Origin of the sequence: Providencia rettgeri, from assembly GCF_023205015.1 — a bacterium.
In the GTDB taxonomy this organism is placed as follows: Bacteria; Pseudomonadota; Gammaproteobacteria; order Enterobacterales; family Enterobacteriaceae; genus Providencia; species Providencia rettgeri_E.
This window is the reverse complement of record NZ_CP096258.1, coordinates 3,751,953-3,768,591: the sequence shown is the minus strand read 5'-3', so window position 1 is coordinate 3,768,591 and position 16,639 is coordinate 3,751,953. Positions and strand designations below refer to the sequence as shown.

At 42.5% G+C, this 16,639-nt stretch carries 22 protein-coding genes; 10 read left to right on the top strand and 12 right to left on the bottom strand.

The window, feature by feature from the left end:
- Nucleotides 1-2 precede the first annotated feature (2 nt).
- From tldD to M0M83_RS17200, 4 genes are all read left to right on the top strand, one after another.
- Nucleotides 3-1,448 carry a metalloprotease TldD gene (tldD, locus tag M0M83_RS17215; RefSeq protein WP_125890440.1) on the top strand — a complete coding sequence of 482 codons (1,446 nt, stop codon included), beginning with the start codon at nt 3-5 and terminating at the stop codon, nt 1,446-1,448.
- A 111-nt stretch (nt 1,449-1,559) separates the two neighbouring features.
- Entirely contained in the window at nt 1,560-2,048 is a 489-nt protein-coding gene (locus tag M0M83_RS17210; protein WP_125890439.1) for a ribonuclease domain-containing protein, read from the top strand.
- 12 nt (nt 2,049-2,060) lie between these two features.
- The gene (locus tag M0M83_RS17205) at nt 2,061-2,348 is read left to right on the top strand and encodes a barstar family protein (protein ID WP_125890438.1); all 288 of its coding nucleotides are present in this window, start codon (nt 2,061-2,063) and stop codon (nt 2,346-2,348) included.
- A gap of 60 nt (nt 2,349-2,408) precedes the next feature.
- On the top strand, nt 2,409-2,996 hold the full coding sequence (locus M0M83_RS17200) for an RBBP9/YdeN family alpha/beta hydrolase (RefSeq protein ID WP_213913105.1): 588 nt from the start codon (nt 2,409-2,411) through the stop codon (nt 2,994-2,996).
- A 71-nt stretch (nt 2,997-3,067) separates the two neighbouring features.
- Here M0M83_RS17200 and yjgA read toward each other — a convergent pair whose 3' ends face one another.
- Entirely contained in the window at nt 3,068-3,613 is a 546-nt protein-coding gene (gene yjgA / locus M0M83_RS17195; RefSeq protein ID WP_004258329.1) for a ribosome biogenesis factor YjgA, read from the bottom strand.
- 185 nt (nt 3,614-3,798) lie between these two features.
- Between yjgA and pmbA the strand changes: the two genes are divergently transcribed.
- On the top strand, nt 3,799-5,139 hold the full coding sequence (gene pmbA / locus M0M83_RS17190) for a metalloprotease PmbA (RefSeq protein ID WP_213913104.1): 1,341 nt from the start codon (nt 3,799-3,801) through the stop codon (nt 5,137-5,139).
- 133 nt (nt 5,140-5,272) lie between these two features.
- On the opposite strand, the gene rnk is transcribed toward pmbA, so the two are convergent.
- The 11 genes from rnk to kdsD all read right to left on the bottom strand — a co-directional run bounded on the left by rnk (nt 5,273) and on the right by kdsD (nt 12,906).
- Nucleotides 5,273-5,683 carry a nucleoside diphosphate kinase regulator gene (gene rnk, locus M0M83_RS17185; RefSeq protein ID WP_125890435.1) on the bottom strand — a complete coding sequence of 137 codons (411 nt, stop codon included), beginning with the start codon at nt 5,681-5,683 and terminating at the stop codon, nt 5,273-5,275.
- Nucleotides 5,684-5,871: 188 nt separating this feature from the next.
- A complete protein-coding gene (gene npr / locus M0M83_RS17180) occupies nt 5,872-6,144 on the bottom strand; it encodes a PTS phosphocarrier protein NPr (protein WP_125890434.1) in 273 nt (90 codons plus the stop codon).
- A gap of 7 nt (nt 6,145-6,151) precedes the next feature.
- The gene (gene rapZ, locus M0M83_RS17175; protein WP_125890433.1) at nt 6,152-7,003 is read right to left on the bottom strand and encodes an RNase adapter RapZ; all 852 of its coding nucleotides are present in this window, start codon (nt 7,001-7,003) and stop codon (nt 6,152-6,154) included.
- A gap of 116 nt (nt 7,004-7,119) precedes the next feature.
- Nucleotides 7,120-7,587 carry a PTS IIA-like nitrogen regulatory protein PtsN gene (ptsN, locus tag M0M83_RS17170; protein ID WP_125890432.1) on the bottom strand — a complete coding sequence of 156 codons (468 nt, stop codon included), beginning with the start codon at nt 7,585-7,587 and terminating at the stop codon, nt 7,120-7,122.
- A gap of 92 nt (nt 7,588-7,679) precedes the next feature.
- Nucleotides 7,680-7,967, bottom strand: coding sequence for a ribosome hibernation promoting factor (hpf, locus tag M0M83_RS17165; RefSeq protein ID WP_125890431.1), 288 nt, complete (start codon nt 7,965-7,967; stop codon nt 7,680-7,682).
- Between the two features lie 22 nt (nt 7,968-7,989).
- Nucleotides 7,990-9,435, bottom strand: coding sequence for an RNA polymerase factor sigma-54 (gene rpoN / locus M0M83_RS17160; protein WP_125890430.1), 1,446 nt, complete (start codon nt 9,433-9,435; stop codon nt 7,990-7,992).
- Between the two features lie 42 nt (nt 9,436-9,477).
- Nucleotides 9,478-10,203: an LPS export ABC transporter ATP-binding protein gene (gene lptB, locus M0M83_RS17155; RefSeq protein ID WP_125890429.1), complete on the bottom strand. Its 726-nt coding sequence runs from the start codon at nt 10,201-10,203 to the stop codon at nt 9,478-9,480.
- A 5-nt stretch (nt 10,204-10,208) separates the two neighbouring features.
- The gene (lptA, locus tag M0M83_RS17150) at nt 10,209-10,769 is read right to left on the bottom strand and encodes a lipopolysaccharide ABC transporter substrate-binding protein LptA (protein ID WP_125890428.1); all 561 of its coding nucleotides are present in this window, start codon (nt 10,767-10,769) and stop codon (nt 10,209-10,211) included.
- 1 nt (nt 10,770) lies between these two features.
- Complete coding sequence (gene lptC / locus M0M83_RS17145) at nt 10,771-11,346, bottom strand: LPS export ABC transporter periplasmic protein LptC (protein ID WP_125890427.1); 576 nt, start codon at nt 11,344-11,346, stop codon at nt 10,771-10,773.
- Nucleotides 11,347-11,362: 16 nt separating this feature from the next.
- On the bottom strand, nt 11,363-11,923 hold the full coding sequence (kdsC, locus tag M0M83_RS17140; RefSeq protein ID WP_102137928.1) for a 3-deoxy-manno-octulosonate-8-phosphatase KdsC: 561 nt from the start codon (nt 11,921-11,923) through the stop codon (nt 11,363-11,365).
- A 14-nt stretch (nt 11,924-11,937) separates the two neighbouring features.
- A complete protein-coding gene (gene kdsD, locus M0M83_RS17135) occupies nt 11,938-12,906 on the bottom strand; it encodes an arabinose-5-phosphate isomerase KdsD (RefSeq protein WP_185746828.1) in 969 nt (322 codons plus the stop codon).
- A 476-nt stretch (nt 12,907-13,382) separates the two neighbouring features.
- Here kdsD and mlaF point away from each other — a divergent pair, with 476 nt between their 5' ends.
- The 5 genes from mlaF to mlaB are packed head-to-tail and all read left to right on the top strand — an operon-like array spanning nt 13,383 to nt 16,439.
- Nucleotides 13,383-14,186, top strand: coding sequence for a phospholipid ABC transporter ATP-binding protein MlaF (gene mlaF, locus M0M83_RS17130; protein WP_125890424.1), 804 nt, complete (start codon nt 13,383-13,385; stop codon nt 14,184-14,186).
- 6 nt (nt 14,187-14,192) lie between these two features.
- On the top strand, nt 14,193-14,975 hold the full coding sequence (gene mlaE / locus M0M83_RS17125; protein ID WP_102137925.1) for a lipid asymmetry maintenance ABC transporter permease subunit MlaE: 783 nt from the start codon (nt 14,193-14,195) through the stop codon (nt 14,973-14,975).
- 3 nt (nt 14,976-14,978) lie between these two features.
- Entirely contained in the window at nt 14,979-15,482 is a 504-nt protein-coding gene (mlaD, locus tag M0M83_RS17120; RefSeq protein ID WP_248467061.1) for an outer membrane lipid asymmetry maintenance protein MlaD, read from the top strand.
- A gap of 35 nt (nt 15,483-15,517) precedes the next feature.
- Nucleotides 15,518-16,147 carry a phospholipid-binding protein MlaC gene (gene mlaC / locus M0M83_RS17115; protein WP_125890423.1) on the top strand — a complete coding sequence of 210 codons (630 nt, stop codon included), beginning with the start codon at nt 15,518-15,520 and terminating at the stop codon, nt 16,145-16,147.
- 1 nt (nt 16,148) lies between these two features.
- On the top strand, nt 16,149-16,439 hold the full coding sequence (mlaB, locus tag M0M83_RS17110) for a lipid asymmetry maintenance protein MlaB (RefSeq protein ID WP_125890422.1): 291 nt from the start codon (nt 16,149-16,151) through the stop codon (nt 16,437-16,439).
- Nucleotides 16,440-16,639: the final 200 nt, after the last annotated feature.

The following is a 16,639-nucleotide window of genomic DNA, read 5'->3' as shown; positions in this document are numbered from 1 at the left end:
ATATGAGTTTAGTTTCTGTCAGCGAACACTTGCTGGCCGCCAACCGCCTTGGGCAAGAAAATCTGTATGACATTTTAGGTTTGTTATCTGAGCGCCATCTGGATTACGCGGATCTGTTCTTTCAATCGAGTTTCCATGAGTCGTGGGTACTTGAAGATAGGATCATCAAAGATGGCTCTTATAATATCGACCAAGGTGTTGGCGTAAGAGCTATCAGTGGTGAAAAAACCGGGTTTGCTTATGCTGACCAAATTTCACTTCATGCGCTGACACAAAGTGCAACCGCTGCACGCAGTATTGTGAATGAGCAAGGCACTGGTAAATCACAAATTTTAACTAACGTTGAATATAAAAAATTGTATTCAGCAGCAGACCCACTGCAAAGTTTATCGCGGGAACAAAAGATTGATTTACTGCATCGTGTTGACCAAGTTGCTCGTGCAGAAGACCCGCGTGTCATTGAAGTCAATGCCAGCTTAACCGGTGTTTATGAGCAAGTGTTAGTCGCTGCAACAGACGGCACTTTAGCGGCAGATATTCGCCCATTAGTGCGTTTATCGGTCAGCGTGCTGGTGGAACATGATGGCAAGCGCGAGCGTGGTGCGAGTGGTGGCGGTGGCCGTTATGGTTACGAATATTTCCTGGAAATTCACCAAGGGCAAGTAGTTGCTGAGCAATATGCACGTGAAGCGGTGCGTATGGCGCTGGTGAACTTGTCTGCGATCGCAGCGCCTGCTGGAATGATGCCAGTTGTGCTGGGCGCTGGTTGGCCGGGGGTTCTATTACATGAAGCAGTAGGCCATGGTTTAGAAGGTGACTTTAACCGTCGCGGTACCTCTGTTTTTTCAGGCCAAATTGGTGAGCAAGTGGCATCGCCACTGTGTACGGTCGTGGATGATGGTACGATTACAGGCCGTCGAGGTTCTCTCGCTATTGATGACGAAGGGGTGCCTGGGCAGTATAACGTCCTAATAGAAAATGGTGTTTTACGTAATTATATTCAAGATAAACTGAATGCACGCCTGATGGGAGTTGCTCCAACAGGTAATGCACGCCGTGAATCTTATGCACACTTACCTATGCCGCGTATGACCAACACCTACATGTTAGCAGGGACATCAACGCCAGAAGAAATTATCGCGAGTGTGGATAAAGGCATATATGCACCAAACTTTGGTGGTGGTCAAGTCGATATCACCTCAGGTAAATTTGTATTTTCGACATCAGAAGCTTACCTGATTGAAAAAGGTAAGATTACTTCTCCTGTGAAAGGGGCAACGTTAATCGGCTCCGGTGTTGAAGCTATGCAGCAGATTTCAATGGTTGGTAATGATTTGGCTCTTGATAAAGGCGTTGGTGTTTGTGGTAAAGAAGGCCAAAGTGTGCCGGTTGGTGTGGGGCAGCCTACATTAAAATTGGACAAACTGACCGTTGGTGGTACCGCGTAATTTTCACGGCGATTGAGATAAATTAGGCTTTGCTCGCCCTTGTGACAAACTCTTGGAGATGTTGTGACTAGGGCGTTTGTGTGCCTGCAAAGCACAAAAAACTGAGGTGTTATGAATAAACGTATTTTACCCGTCGTGTTGATGGCTATTTTGATTGTCATTAGCCTTTATTTTAATGGTGGCGATAAAACGGCACCAGAAGCCCCAGCCACGCAGAACAACCCTCCGGCTCGTGAAGCAGTCGCGCCAAAAGAAACCTCACAAACCATCGATAAACTGACCGCACAAGATAATGTGGTCAGCTTTATGGAGAAATACCAAAAACTTCCCGCTTTCTATATGACGAAAAAACAAGCCCGCGAAGCAGGATGGGATGCGAAAAAAGGCAATCTTTGTGATGTATTACCAGGAAGAGCGATTGGCGGCGACCGTTTTTCTAACCGTGAGAAAGGGTTACCCATTGCACAAGGGCGCCAATGGTTTGAAGCAGACATTAATTATCGTTGTGGCCACCGAGGAGCCGATCGCTTGTTATACTCATCGGACGGGATGATTTTTGTGACGCATGACCATTATAAGAGCTTTACGCAAGTCAACTAAAGGAAAACCGTGATGAGCAAACAGGTGATCTTTGATTTCAGGCAGATAAACTCATTGAATGATTTTTATGACCAATTTGCTCGGCAATTTTCCCTTCCTGACTGGTTTGGTCGCAATCTTGATGCCCTGTGGGACATGGTTTCCGCAGGCATTGAGTTACCTGTCACTATCACGTTTTCACACATGACTGCGGAACAACGTATCCAATTCGCAGATGTTATTGATGTGATGAATGACGCACAAGATATGTGGGAAGAAGAGTTCATTTTTGCTTTAGATATAACAAAAAGCTCTAACTAATATTCCTATCACTCATGGTAAAGTCTAAATAAGATAACTGAGCTGATAGGGGTCTTTAGGATGAATAACGTTACCTGTACTGCTTTTCCGCTAAAAGAAAAAAAATTCCTGATTGTTCACGGCTATACCGCATCCCCTGAAAAAAACTGGTTTCCATGGTTGAAATCAGAGCTCGAAGCTTTAGGCGCTTTTGTTAACGTGCCCACCATGCCTGACTCATTAGCCCCAGACCCTAAAAGGTGGCAGCAGCGCTTACAACACTTGCCTTTTGATATTGATGAAAATACGGTTTTGATTGGCCATAGCTTAGGTTGCGTCACCGTATTACGATTTCTTCAAAATGCAGGGCAGCCGGTAGCGGGTTATGTATTGGTATCAGGGTTTGATGAAAAACAGCAAACATTGCCTGAATTACAGCACCACACAGTTGAACCATTGAATTATGACGAGCTCATACAGATAGCAAATAATCGAATATCGATTATATCAACCAATGATGGGATTGTATCACCAGAGTCTTCGAAAGCATTGGCTTACGCCTTAAAAACACAGGTTATTATTGAAGGCTCAGCCGGTCATTTCCTTGATAGAGAAGGCTATACGGAATTTAAAACACTCCTTGATACAATCAAAACGCATTTTAGTTAGTTATGGTTGGTAAGAATACTAGGTACATTTACCAAGAAAAATCCCCTAGCCGCAGCATAGGGGGTAATTCATTAAGCCATTTCAGAGAGATCTTTCAAGTATTGAAAGATTTGTCGATAGGCTTTTGGTGGTTTGTTACCTTCACGCTCTTTTTTAGCATTACGGACTAATGCACGCAGTTGTTGCCTGTCTGTTTGTGGGAACAGGGCAACCACGTCTTCAATGACTTCATCACCGCCATCTAATAAACGGGTACGTAAGTCTTCCAGTTTATGTAAAATGACCACTTGTTGGTTGTGACGGTTTTTAAGCTTATCCAACGCCTCTGTAATCGGCTCAACTTCACGTGAACGTAATAACTTACCGATCAGTTGCAATTGGCGACGACGGCCTTCACGTTTGATTTTTTGGGCAAGTTCAATGGCTTCAAGTAATTGAGTATCTAACGGGATGCGCTCTAACTCACTTTTACTTAAATCTACGAGCTCAGCCCCTAATTTTTTGAGGATCTCAGCATCGCGTTTAATTTCGCTTTTACTGACCCAAATGATTTCCTCGTCTTCTTCGTCTTGCGGCGCTGGGATATCATCCAGCCAGTCATCAGGCTGTTTGGCCATATCGATTTTCCTTTTTACCGAACACAGTCGTTTAATTACGCGTAATTAATATGATTTACTGTGTTGTGAGTGTTAACATTCATCTATTATATATTGTAACTGGGAAAACCCCTCTATGACTACCTAGCATTTGCTTGCTAGGGCAGAAAATCACGTTTCCCCCACATTTTTGATTGGACTAAAGCATGAGTGTAACTGAACAAGTCACCGAACAACGCAAAAAACTCGAAGAAGCCGTCGCGCACGCATTAGAATTCGCCAAGACACGTTGTGATGCTGCGGAAGTCGCAGTAAACAAAAGCACTGGAATTAGTGTGAGTACCCGCCAAGGGGAAGTTGAAAATGTTGAGTTTAACAGTGATGGAGCGCTAGGGATCACCGTTTATCATCAACAACGTAAAGGCAGTGCGTCTTCTACAGATTTAAGTCCTGAAGCTATTGAGCGCACAGTTCAGGCGGCAATTGATATCGCTAACTACACCTCAGAAGACCCGTTTGCAGGGCCGGCAGACAAATCGTTGCTGGCTTTTGAAGCACCTGACCTCAATTTGTTCCAAGCGAGCGAACTTTCTCCTGAAGCCGCGATCCGTTTAGCGTCGGTTGCGGAAATGTCGGCACTAAATGCAGACTCCCGCATTGTGAATACGGAAGGCGGTAGCTTTAATGGGCACTATGGTGTGCGTGTGTTTGGAAACTCTCATGGCATGTTGCAAAGCTACTGTTCAAGCCGCTATTCGATGTCGAGCTGTGTGATTGCTGAGCAAAATGGTGAAATGGAGCGTGATTACGCTTATACGATTGGCCGGAGCATAGAGGCATTGCAGTCCCCTGAGTGGGTTGGGCAGGAGTGTGCTCGTCGCACCTTATCTCGTTTGTCACCTCGTAAATTGCCAACGATGAAAGCCCCAGTGATTTTTGCGGCAGAAGTGGCTACGGGTCTATTCGGTCACTTAGTCGGTGCCATTAGTGGTAGCAGTATTTACCGCAAATCGTCTTTCTTATTAGATAGCTTAGGAAAGCAAATTTTACCAAGCTGGCTGACCATCAACGAGCAACCCCATCTAATGGGCGGGTTGGCGTCATCTCCTTTTGATAGTGAAGGTGTCCGCACCTGTGAACGCAATATTGTTGAAAATGGTGTGCTACAAACGTGGCTAATGACCAGTTATTCCGCAAGAAAGCTCGGTTTGCAAAGTACAGGCCACGCGGGTGGCATCCATAATTGGCGTATTGCAGGCCAAGGCCTTTCTTTCGATGCATTGCTGAAACAAATGGGGACAGGGCTAATCGTTACAGAGTTAATGGGCCAAGGGGTTAGCGGTATTACGGGGGATTACTCACGTGGTGCTTCAGGCTTTTGGGTGGAAAACGGTGAAATTCAGTACCCTGTGAGCGAAATTACCATTGCGGGTAACTTAAAAGATATGTGGGCGAATATGGTCACTATCGCTGATGATATTGAAACTCGTAGTAATATTCAGTGTGGTTCGGTATTGATCCCAGAGATGAGTATTGCGGGAGAGTAGTTTTCTTATTTGTCCATTTAAAAGCAACAAAAAAGGCACTCAATTGAGTGCCTGAATATGTCAGAGGACTTACCTGAGTTTTTTAAATAAAACTTTTTTCGCTAAGCCTTCCTTAATCCAGTCGTTGTCGAAATTAACGGTGGAACTCACCAGCCGCTTCTGGCTGATAAACGATTTCCAGTACACGAACACGTGTTTGAACACCGTTTGGCAATTCCCAGCTGATTTCATCGTTTACATGCAAGCCCAACAAGGCTGCACCAATCGGTGCCATAACAGACAGCTGCTCTGCGCTATCTTTCAGTGACGCAGGGTAAACTAAGGTACGTGTGCGTTCTTCGTTGCTGATTAAATCCAAAAAGCGAACGGTACTGTTCATCGTGACCACATCAGCAGGCATTTCTTGTGGGGTCAGAATATCCGCACGGTCCAGTTCATCATTGAGCGCTTCGGCAACCGGTGTGCCCGCATAAGCCGGCTGTTCCATCAGTGTATCTAAACGTTCAGCATCTAAATCATTGATAATAATTGTTGGCTTTTTCATACCACACTCCAATAGAGACATACAAAGCAAACACCCCCCACCCATAAGGTAGGGGGTGTCGCTAGAAATAAGTTTGTTTAAAATATTAGGCGCTATACGCTTTAAAGGGAAGAGATCAGGATCACGATCTCTAAGCCTACCTTTGTAAAAAATACAGATTGATATTTTTATCGCTAGGTTTGAATTGACTACTCTTCGTCAAACCCACTTTCGAACAGGTTAATAATTGCGGATAATGCCTGATTTTCATCTGGGCCGCTAACCTCAATATCAATATTACTACCTTGTTCTGAGTCTAACATCAACATCGCAATAACGCTATCGGCCTCAGCCTCAATTTGGTTATTATTCCGCAAAATAACTCTTGAGTTAAATTGTTGAACTAAATCATAGAGTAACATCGCAGGTCGTGCATGCATCCCAAGCCGATTTTTGAGCGTTATAGTTGTTTTTACTGTCATTTACGGGTTACTTGCGTTTTTCCAGCGTTCTGTGGCGTGATTGCACATTTTTACCACGAGAACGGAAATAGTCGGCAAGTTGTTCAGCAACATACACGGAACGATGTTTACCCCCTGTACAGCCAATTGCGACAGTCAAGTAGCTACGGTTATTGGTTTCTAACATCGGTAACCATAATTCTAAATAGCTACGAGTTTGGTAAATGAAGTTATGGACTTCAGTATGCCTATCTAAGAATGCAGCCACGGGTCTATCAAGGCCTGTCATTGGGCGCAATTTTGGATCCCAGTGCGGGTTTGGTAAAAAGCGCACATCGAATACATAATCTGCATCAATAGGAATACCATGTTTGAAGCCAAAGGATTCAAACACCATCGTCAGTTCACGCTCACGTTTGCCCATCAAACGTGTTCTTAGCATCTCAGCTAATTCATGAACGGACATTTCAGAAGTATCGATAACTAAATCAGCTCGAGAGCGTAAAGGCTCAAGTAGCTCATTTTCTTCATCTATTGCGCTCTCAAGTGAAAGATTTTTACTTGAAAGTGGGTGCAGTCGACGAGTATCACTGTAACGGCGAATAAGCGTGTTACGATCGGCATCTAGAAACAATAACTGAGGAGAGAAGGCTGAAGGTAATTTATCAATCGCTTCTTCGAAAATCTCTGGATTGTCGGGCATATTACGCACGTCGATGCTTACTGCTGCTGAAATATTACGATCAGCCAGTGAATTCGCTAACTCCGGTAGTAATACAACCGGTAGGTTATCTACGCAATAGAAACCCATATCTTCCAGCGCACGTAAGGCAACGGATTTCCCCGAACCGGAACGGCCGCTGACTATCATCAGCACCATGAGCTTGCTCCCTTTTGTTTCCTAATAATATGCTTCTTGAAAAGCAGTATTTGCCAAATAATATTACTTAGAAACCATAACAATATCATTTGCATATGGCAAGATACATAATTTATCTATTCTATAATTATGCGGTATAGCTCTTCGTCACTTTGTGCACTGCGTAAGCGTTTACAGAGCGTTTTATCGGCTAGTTTTTTGGCGATAAGCGACAATGTATGCAAGTGCGTTTTACATTGGTCTGATGGCACAAGTAGCGCGAATAGCAAGTCAACAGGCTGATTATCAATTGCATCGAACGCAATTGGCTCCTCTAAATGTAAAAAGACACCGACAGCACGGCTGCTTTCACCTTCGTTCAGCTTTCCATGAGGAATAGCAATACCACCGCCAATGCCTGTTGTACCAACTTTTTCTCTGGTTAATAACGCTTCAAATACCGTATTTTCAGGTAATTCCAATTCAACGGCAGCCAGCTCACTAATAATTTCTAAAGCTCTTTTTTTACTGGTGCACACAATATTATTACGTGTACAGGCTGATGATAAAACAACGTTTAACTGGATTTCTATATCACTATTCATTTTATTGTTCACTTAGGACTACAAAACCAGATGGTGTACCCACCATCTGGTTTGAAACATTATCCGGCTAATTAATAAGCCGCATCAATGTATTAATGTTGTCTCAGTTTTTCTTTATGTTTGGTTAATTGGCGCGACAGCTTGTCTACGAGTATATCTATAGCAGCGTACATATCGTTTTCTTCCGCTGAGGCGTGGAGATCCGCTCCATTGACTTGCACGGTTGCTTCCGCAATTTGTTGAACTTTTTCAACTTTCAAGACAACTTGGATACCATTAATGCGATCAAACAATTGTTCCAATTTTTTGAGTTTTTTCTCAACAGTCTCGCGCAATGCAGGAGTAAGTTCAATATTGTGTCCAGTAATCTGAAATTCCATACAATCTTCCTTATTTTATCAATTAAACCAGCTGTTTACGCTGATTAGAGGGCGGAATGGATAACGATTCTCGATACTTAGCAACAGTTCTGCGAGCGACTTGAATGCCTTGTTCAGCCAGCATACTCGTCAATTTACTGTCACTCAATGGTTTTGCTGGGTTTTCAGCAGCAACCAGTTTTTTCACCAATGCTCGAATTGCGGTTGAGGAGGCTTCGCCACCTGTGTCCGTATTAACATGGCTGGAGAAAAAATATTTCAACTCAAAAATGCCTCGTGGGCTATGGAGAAACTTTTGAGTTGTCACTCGTGAGATAGTTGATTCATGCATGTCCACTTGATAGGCGATATCGGCCAGTATCATTGGCTTCATGTACTCCTCTCCCAGCTCAAAGAATTCTTGTTGCTGTTCTACAATACAAGTCGCAACTTTTAATAGCGTTTCGTGGCGGCTCTCAAGGCTTTTAATCAACCATTTTGCATCTTGCAGATGACTCCGAATATATTGAGAATCATCTTCATTTGCTGAATTATGTAACATCGAAGCATAATGGTTATTAATACTTAGTTTAGGGATGCTATCTGTATTTAACTCAACTTGCCAGTGCCCTGCGATTTTTTTCACTAAAACATCAGGAATGACGTATTCCGATTCCCCGGTATTGATAGATTGGCCTGGCTTTGGATTTAACGTTAAAATCAGGTCTATCGCGGTTTTGAGTGCATCTTCTTTTAAGCGAGTTAATTTAGCTAACTGGCGAAAATCACGGTTAGCCAGTAAATCAATATGGTTACTAATAATGAGCTTTGCATCTTGTAGCCCATCAGTTTGCGCAGGGTAGAGTGACAATTGAATTAATAGACACTCTTTTAAGTCTTGTGCTGCGACACCCAGTGGGTCGAAATGCTGAATACGTTTGAGAACAGCAATGACTTCCTCAATACTAATCTCTGGGTTATCAATCCCTTCATGTATATCAGAAATTGCGGTTGTCAGATAACCGGAATCATCTATTGAATCAATAATAGCGGTGGCAATTGCCTTGTCCGTATCAGTAAAAGGGGTCAGCTCAGCTTGCCACGTCAGGTAATCTTGCAATGTTTGCGTTGTTTCACCTTGATAAACAGGGAGTTCATCAAAACTATAATCGTTACTGGTCCCTGACGGCGTGCCTGCCGTATATATTTCATCCCAATCCGCATCTAAAGGGAGCTCATCTGGCATATCTTGGTTTTCGAGAGCATCTTTGGTATCGAGCTCACTGGTATCGGCACTTTCATTTAGTGAATCAAGAGATTCGGACTCGGAATTTAACTCTTCTTGCTCAAGAAGTGGGTTAGTTTCCAAGGCAAGTTGAATTTCTTGCTGAAGCTCAAGCGTAGACAGCTGCAACAAGCGGATGGCTTGCTGCAATTGAGGGGTCATTGCAAGTTGTTGACTGACTCTAAGCTGCAAACTTTGCTTCATGAATCTGTTTTATTCTCCCTAAAAAATAACGACATACTAAGTTTATAACCGGAAACCTTCACCCAAGTATACACGTTTCACTTGTTCGTTCTCTAAGATCATGGTTGGTGACCCATGAGCAATTAAGTGTCCTTGGCTAACAATATAGGCTCTTTCGCACACATCTAAGGTTTCCCGCACGTTATGGTCGGTGATTAAAACGCCGAGGCCATAATCCCTTAAGTGCTGAATGATTTTTTTGATATCTAAGACGGAAATAGGGTCAACACCCGCAAAAGGTTCGTCTAATAAAATAAATTTTGGGTTAGCGGCAAGTGCTCTAGCAATTTCAACACGGCGACGTTCTCCACCGGATAGAGATTGCCCCATGCTGTCTCGAAGATGGGTAATACTAAATTCTTCCATCAGTTCCTCAGCACGATCTTTACGTTGCTGAGAATTTAAATCTTCACGAATTTCTAATACAGCCATTAGGTTATCATAAACACTGAGACGACGGAAAATGGAGGCTTCTTGAGGAAGATAGCCTATTCCACGGCGTGCACGTTCATGCAACGGTAGAAGGCTGATATCTTCACCATCAATCATAATTTTGCCAGCATCCCGCTGAACAATACCCACAACCATATAAAAAGTCGTTGTTTTACCGGCCCCGTTTGGTCCCAACAAGCCAACGATTTCACCTGATTTAACTTCCAGGCTGACATCTTCAACGACCTTACGTTTTTTATAGGCTTTAGCTAGATTTTCAGCGGTTAGTGTCGCCATAACAGTTATTTACTCTTACTTGCTGATGAATTTTTATTTGCTGCAGGGCCTTTTTCTTGCAATTGCGCTGGCAGTATTACGGTAGTGACGCGTTTGCCTTTATCACTAAATGCTTCCATTTGTTGCGTTGGCACAATATAGGTAATTTTGTCACCCTGAATATTGCTGTCTAATTGCTCAAGATAGGCATTGCCTGTTAAGGTGACGAGCTGTTTATCGACCTCATAACGGGCTTTGCTGGCATGGCCTTTAATTGGCTTGCCATCATCCTGTAATTGGTAAAAAGTAACTGGGGTACCAAAGGCCTCAATCACAATTTTATCCGAGTCACTACTTGGACGTGTTACAACCACTTTATTGGCTCTGATATCAATAGAACCTTGTTTTATAACAACATCATCAGTAAAGGTGGTGACGTTTTTTTCTAAATCAAGAGATTGTTTGACCGAATTAATCGTCATTGGCTGCTGCGTATCACTTTTTAATGCCATCGCAGGTAGGCTAAGAGCAAAAATTGCACTGGCAACAGCTCCTTGAATAAAACGTTTCTTAGTTACTTGATTCATTTTAATGCTCTTCTGGTTGTAACACATAATGAGTTTTTACATCTTCGATTAATTCAGCCGTTCTTGTACGAAGGTTTCCCTTCATTTTCATACCAGTAGAATTGAGACCTTGTCCAATAATGGTCACTTTATCATCAGATGAAACGTCTTGTGTTGTCAAATTGACAACTGCACTCTCAGTTGTAATTCGTTGGATCTGCGAGTCTTTAGTTAAACTATCAACTTGAACATCGCTGTATAAATAGAGAATTCTATCGTTCGTTAACCTTGCTTTGAAAGCCTTAACCGTCCAGGTAGGTTCACCTGCTTCGTTATAAGTGGTAAGAACCGGTTTCGAAAACCACGTGATTTTCCCTTCAGTGTAGTTATCTATTTTATCTGAAACGAGTTTATACGCTAAATTACCCGTTGGATTATAGACAAAAGTCACTGAATCATCAGTTTGATAATTAGGTTGCCCATCATTAATTACTTTATCCTCTGCGCTGTCGGAATCATTACCTGCTAAATTCCAACCGATAAGCCCTAATACCACTAAGGATAAAATAATGATTAACCACTTCTTCGCATTGCTCATGAATTCAATCTATTCGTTATATTGATAAACCTTTTGCTTCTTCTAGTTTGTCTTGAGAAAGCAAAATAAGGTCACAAAGTTCGCGGACTGCCCCTTTTCCGCCGCCAATACGGGTCACATAATCCGCTTTCGGTAATAGCAAAGGGTGGGCATCAGCAACGGCGACGGATAAGCCGACTTTGGCCATAACAGGCCAGTCAATCAGGTCGTCCCCAATATAAGCTATTTCTTCATCTGATAATTGTAGTGTATCTAACAGTTCGTGATACGCCAAAAGCTTATCGCTTTGCCCTTGGTAAAGATATGTAATCCCTAATGTTTGGGCTCTATCTTCAAGAAGCTTCGCTTTTCTTCCTGTAATGATGGCGACTTCAATACCGGACGTTAATAAGCAACGTATTCCATAGCCGTCACGGACATTAAAGGCTTTGAGTTCTTCGCCATTATTTCCCATATAGACCAAACCATCGGACATGACACCATCAACATCGCAGATCAGTAATTTGATTTTTTCTGCTTTGATTAAAACAGTATCGGCGACAGGGCCATAGCAGGTTTCCAAAAAGGTAGACGTCATGGTATTTCCTTATGTTATACAACACCTGCTTGTAGCAGGTCATGCATATGTAATACACCAACTAATTTGTTATCATTTGCGACCAGTAACGAAGTCACGTGTCGAGATTGCATTAAGTTGAGCGCTTCGACTGCTAACATGGTTGGCGATACTCGTATTCCACCGGGTGTCATTAAATCAGCAATTTTAGCGTTATTCAGGTCGATACCCATATCAAAGATACGGCGTAAATCCCCATCAGTGAAAATACCTTCAATATTCATGTCATCATCACAAATGACCGTCATCCCCAGTTTTTTGCGGGTAATCTCCACGAGTGCCTCACGTAAAGACGCGCTTTTAGGAATATGGGGGATATCATCACCCGTATTCATTAAATCACGAACGAGGAGTAAAAGTTTGCGCCCAAGTGCGCCACCTGGATGCGAAAGCGCAAAATCATTCGCCGTGAAACCGCGTGCAGTTAATAAGGCAATCGCTAATGCATCCCCCATCACAAGCGTCGCAGTTGTACTTGTGGTAGGTGCAAGCCCCAAAGGGCAGGCTTCTTGAGGCACCTTGATGCACAAATGCACATCAGCATATTTCCCCATATTACTATCAGGGTTATTAGTCATGCAGATTAAGGGAACCTTAATTCTTTTTAAAACAGGAAGCAGGGCCAAAATTTCCCCTGACTCCCCTGAATTCGAAATGGCTAACACAACATCTTTATGCGTAATCATCCCAAGGTCACCGTGGCTAGCTTCTCCTGGGTGAACAAAAAATGATGGCGTACCTGTGCTCGCTAGTGTGGCTGCAATTTTACGACCAATATGCCCCGATTTCCCCATTCCCATTACGACGACTTTGCCTTCACAGTTAAAAATAAGCTGGCAAGCGCGGTCAAAATCAGTATTGATATATTGTTCGAGGTTTTTTAGACCTTCGTGTTCGATATGGAGAACTTCTTTACCTACTTTCTGAAAATCGAAGTTTGACATTTCTAGTTCCATGCGTAGCTTTCAAGTTAATGGGATTAGCGAAATCAAATTGTATAACGAATACTTGGTATCAGTAAGTATTTTGTCAGTTAAGCTATTTTTAATGTTAGCTTTAGACTTTATAAGTATTTTTGGCACTTCGGTGTAGAATTTAATCTGTATTAGAGGGTTTCATTAGCACCTTGAACCAAAAATAGATATGCAAATTCGCGTATCCTCAGCTAGGTAAATTATAGCATTCTAAGAGCTATCTGCTGTTAATCGCGAAAGCTTTTGCTGACTATAAAGAAATTATATTGTTTTTTCTCTGTATTATTTAGGTAAAAACAAAGTTGTAATACTAAAAGTCATATTTTCGACGCTATAATACTATAAATTCTATTTTGTTGTGATATTTGACGATTTTCAGTTTATCTTTCGGTAACATCTGAAGGGATAAAAATGTTTACGCGTGGTGTATAACGAGTTATTTAACAATGCAAGCACAGACAGACAACTTAATTGAAGTACGGAACATGTCCTTTACTCGAGGAGATCGGAAAATATTTGAAAATATTAATCTGACTGTTCCTCGTGGGAAAATTACGGCAATTATGGGGCCGTCAGGGATCGGTAAAACCACATTACTGCGCTTGATTGGTGGGCAATTACGGCCAAATGAAGGTGAAATTTGGTTTGATGGTGACAATATTCCGGCTCTATCACGCTCAAAACTGTATCAGTCTCGTAAAAAGATGAGCATGCTGTTCCAGTCTGGAGCACTATTCACAGACATGGACGTATTCAATAATGTGGCTTTCCCGCTGCGTGAGCACACTAACCTGCCTGAATCGCTGATCCATACGACGGTGATGATGAAATTAGAGGCGGTTGGCTTGCGAGGCGCTGCCAAATTAATGCCATCTGAATTATCGGGTGGTATGGCTAGGCGGGCCGCTTTAGCGCGAGCTATTGCTCTAGACCCAAATTTAATCATGTTTGATGAGCCTTTTGTTGGTCAAGATCCGATTACTATGGGTGTTTTGGTTAAATTGATTGATGAGCTTAATCAGGCGCTGGGTGTCACCTGTGTCGTGGTTTCCCATGATGTTCCAGAGGTATTGAGCATCGCAGATAATGCTTATATTGTTGCGCAGCAGCATGTCATTGCTCAGGGAACGGGTGAAGAATTGCGTGAAAACCAAGACCCTCGTGTGCGACAATTCCTTGATGGTATTGCGGATGGGCCTGTTCCATTCCGTTTTCCCGCCAATGATTATCTAGCTGATTTATTAGGGTAAAATAAGATGATAATAAAGGCGATAGCAGCCTTCGGACGCCGATGGATTGATATATTTTCCGCGTTTGGTCGAGCAGGCTACATGCTGTTTCGCGCCTTACTTGGCAAACCAGAGTTTCGTAAACAATGGCCATTATTGATGAAGCAATTGTACGCCATTGGTGTGCAGTCATTGCTGATCGTTGCCGTCTCTGGGTTATTTATTGGGATGGTTTTAGGGTTACAAGGTTACTTGGTTCTCACGACGTTTAGTGCTGAAGCTAGCTTAGGTATGATGGTGGCGCTTTCACTATTGCGTGAACTCGGCCCCGTTGTGACTGCGTTGTTGTTTGCCGGACGAGCGGGTTCTGCGTTAACCGCGGAAATTGGCTTAATGAAAGCCACTGAACAGATTTCTAGCCTTGAAATGATGGCCGTTGACCCCCTCAGGCGAGTCATTGCCCCACGTTTTTGGGCCGGTTTTATTAGTATGCCATTGTTATCTCTGATTTTTGTTGCTGTCGGTATTTTAGGTGGTGCATTAGTTGGGGTTGACTGGAAGGGTATTGATGAAGGCTTTTTCTGGGCTTCAATGCAATCTTCCATTGATTGGCGGTTAGATTTAGTCAACTGTGTGATTAAAAGCTTAGTCTTTGCCATCACGGTTACTTGGATCGCATTATTTAATGGCTATGATGCCATCCCAACTTCGGAAGGGATAAGCCAAGCTACAACAAGAACCGTTGTGCATGCGTCATTGTCTGTTTTAGGACTGGATTTCGTACTTACCGCACTGATGTTTGGGAACTAAGTCATGCAAAGTAAAAAAAGTGAAATATGGGTTGGTTGTTTTATGTTGTTGGCGATTGCCGCAATTATCTTTTTGTGTTTAAAAGTCGCTGATTTAAAATCGATAGGAAGCCAATCCACCTATCAAGTATCAGCATCTTTTGAAAATATTGGTGGCTTAAAAGAAGGCTCTCCAATCAAAGTGGGCGGTGTGGTGATTGGTCGAGTTGCCAGTATCACATTAGATAAAAAAAATTATGTTCCTGAAGTGAAAATTGATTTATTGAGTGAATACGACAATATCCCTGATTCGAGTTCACTGTCAATTCGCACATCAGGTTTGTTGGGTGAACAGTATATTGCGATGAATATCGGCCCAGATGACGAAGAGTTAGGTATCGCAATCTTAAAAAATGGCGGGCGCCTTGAAGATACAAAGCCCGCGATGGTATTAGAAGACTTAATTGGCCAGTTTTTATATAAAAGTGGTGATAGCCAAGGTGCAGAGCCAGAGTCAACTGCACAGTAATTTGATGCTCCCTTTGAAGAATAAAGGAATGAATTATGTTTAAACGTTTAATGATGGTTGCTATGTTGGCCATTGCGCCATTTGCCATGGCAGTAGACCAAACCAACCCTTATAAGTTAATGGATGAAGCGGCGGCGAAAACGTTTAACCGCTTGAAATCAGAGCAACCCAAAATTAAGCAAGACCCCGAGTATCTCAGAACAATTGTTCGTGAGGAATTACTACCTTATGTACAAGTTAAATATGCAGGGGCTTTGGTGCTAGGAACCTATTATAAAGGGGCTACCCCTGCCCAGCGCGAGGCTTACTTCAAAGCGTTTGAAGATTACCTTGAGCAAGTTTATGGCCAAGCATTGGCTATGTATCATGGCCAAACGTATCAAATTGCTCCAGAGCAACCTCTGGGTGATAAAAACATTGTGGCTATCCGTGTAACGATTATTGATACTAACGGCCGTCCTCCTGTACGTTTAGATTTTCAATGGCGCAAAAATAGCAAAACAGGTTATTGGCAAGCTTACGACATGATTGCAGAAGGTGTAAGCATGATCACAACTAAGCAAAATGAATGGGGTGATATTCTACGTAAACAGGGTGTCGATGGCTTAACAAAACAGTTAGAAATCAGTGCAAAAGCGCCAATTACTTTAGAAGAGACAAAGTAATATGAGTCAGTTGTTAGCATGGGAAGTCAATGAAACAACGCTGTATCTCACTGGGACATTAGACCGTGATTCGTTAATGTCGTTTTGGGATAAAAAAAATTCATCGCTGGAACAGGTTGAAAATATAGATGTTTCTGGTCTTAAGCACGTGGACTCAACTGGGTTAGCGATGCTAGTTCGTTTAAAAAGTGAATTCCAAGCTAAAAACCGTTCACTGAATATTACCGGTGTTAGCGATAACTTAAATACATTGATTGAACTGTATGGGGTTCAAGCGATTATCCTCAATTAGGTTAAACATCCGAAATTGGGTCAAGTTATGTAAAAATAAGCGCCTCTATGTGCTTTTCGGCACAAGAGGCGTTTTCTTTGGTTTAAGTGTTGGGCCTAATCCTTTAGGATAGAGGATTAAGCTCTAAGTATTCTTATTGGGATGCTTCTGTACGCTATGCATGCAATTTTCACTATTTAGAGTAAAATTATAAATCACAA

Excerpts from the sequence above, each read along its gene's own strand:
- lptB (WP_125890429.1), bottom strand. The coding sequence starts at position 10,203 with ATGGCGACACTAACCGCTGAAAATCTAGCTAAAGCCTATAAAAAACGT.
- kdsD (WP_185746828.1), bottom strand. The coding sequence starts at position 12,906 with ATGTCAAACTTCGATTTTCAGAAAGTAGGTAAAGAAGTTCTCCATATC.
- M0M83_RS17205 (WP_125890438.1), top strand. The coding sequence starts at position 2,061 with ATGAGCAAACAGGTGATCTTTGATTTCAGGCAGATAAACTCATTGAAT.
- tldD (WP_125890440.1), top strand. The coding sequence starts at position 3 with ATGAGTTTAGTTTCTGTCAGCGAACACTTGCTGGCCGCCAACCGCCTT.
- mlaC (WP_125890423.1), top strand. The coding sequence starts at position 15,518 with ATGTTTAAACGTTTAATGATGGTTGCTATGTTGGCCATTGCGCCATTT.
- mlaF (WP_125890424.1), top strand. The coding sequence starts at position 13,383 with ATGCAAGCACAGACAGACAACTTAATTGAAGTACGGAACATGTCCTTT.
- mlaB (WP_125890422.1), top strand. The coding sequence starts at position 16,149 with ATGAGTCAGTTGTTAGCATGGGAAGTCAATGAAACAACGCTGTATCTC.
- kdsC (WP_102137928.1), bottom strand. The coding sequence starts at position 11,923 with ATGACGTCTACCTTTTTGGAAACCTGCTATGGCCCTGTCGCCGATACT.
- lptA (WP_125890428.1), bottom strand. The coding sequence starts at position 10,769 with ATGAATCAAGTAACTAAGAAACGTTTTATTCAAGGAGCTGTTGCCAGT.
- M0M83_RS17210 (WP_125890439.1), top strand. The coding sequence starts at position 1,560 with ATGAATAAACGTATTTTACCCGTCGTGTTGATGGCTATTTTGATTGTC.
- mlaD (WP_248467061.1), top strand. The coding sequence starts at position 14,979 with ATGCAAAGTAAAAAAAGTGAAATATGGGTTGGTTGTTTTATGTTGTTG.
- rnk (WP_125890435.1), bottom strand. The coding sequence starts at position 5,683 with ATGAAAAAGCCAACAATTATTATCAATGATTTAGATGCTGAACGTTTA.
- yjgA (WP_004258329.1), bottom strand. The coding sequence starts at position 3,613 with ATGGCCAAACAGCCTGATGACTGGCTGGATGATATCCCAGCGCCGCAA.
- pmbA (WP_213913104.1), top strand. The coding sequence starts at position 3,799 with ATGAGTGTAACTGAACAAGTCACCGAACAACGCAAAAAACTCGAAGAA.
- mlaE (WP_102137925.1), top strand. The coding sequence starts at position 14,193 with ATGATAATAAAGGCGATAGCAGCCTTCGGACGCCGATGGATTGATATA.
- npr (WP_125890434.1), bottom strand. The coding sequence starts at position 6,144 with ATGACAGTAAAAACAACTATAACGCTCAAAAATCGGCTTGGGATGCAT.
- rpoN (WP_125890430.1), bottom strand. The coding sequence starts at position 9,435 with ATGAAGCAAAGTTTGCAGCTTAGAGTCAGTCAACAACTTGCAATGACC.
- hpf (WP_125890431.1), bottom strand. The coding sequence starts at position 7,967 with ATGGAATTTCAGATTACTGGACACAATATTGAACTTACTCCTGCATTG.
- rapZ (WP_125890433.1), bottom strand. The coding sequence starts at position 7,003 with ATGGTGCTGATGATAGTCAGCGGCCGTTCCGGTTCGGGGAAATCCGTT.
- ptsN (WP_125890432.1), bottom strand. The coding sequence starts at position 7,587 with ATGAATAGTGATATAGAAATCCAGTTAAACGTTGTTTTATCATCAGCC.
- M0M83_RS17200 (WP_213913105.1), top strand. The coding sequence starts at position 2,409 with ATGAATAACGTTACCTGTACTGCTTTTCCGCTAAAAGAAAAAAAATTC.
- lptC (WP_125890427.1), bottom strand. The coding sequence starts at position 11,346 with ATGAGCAATGCGAAGAAGTGGTTAATCATTATTTTATCCTTAGTGGTA.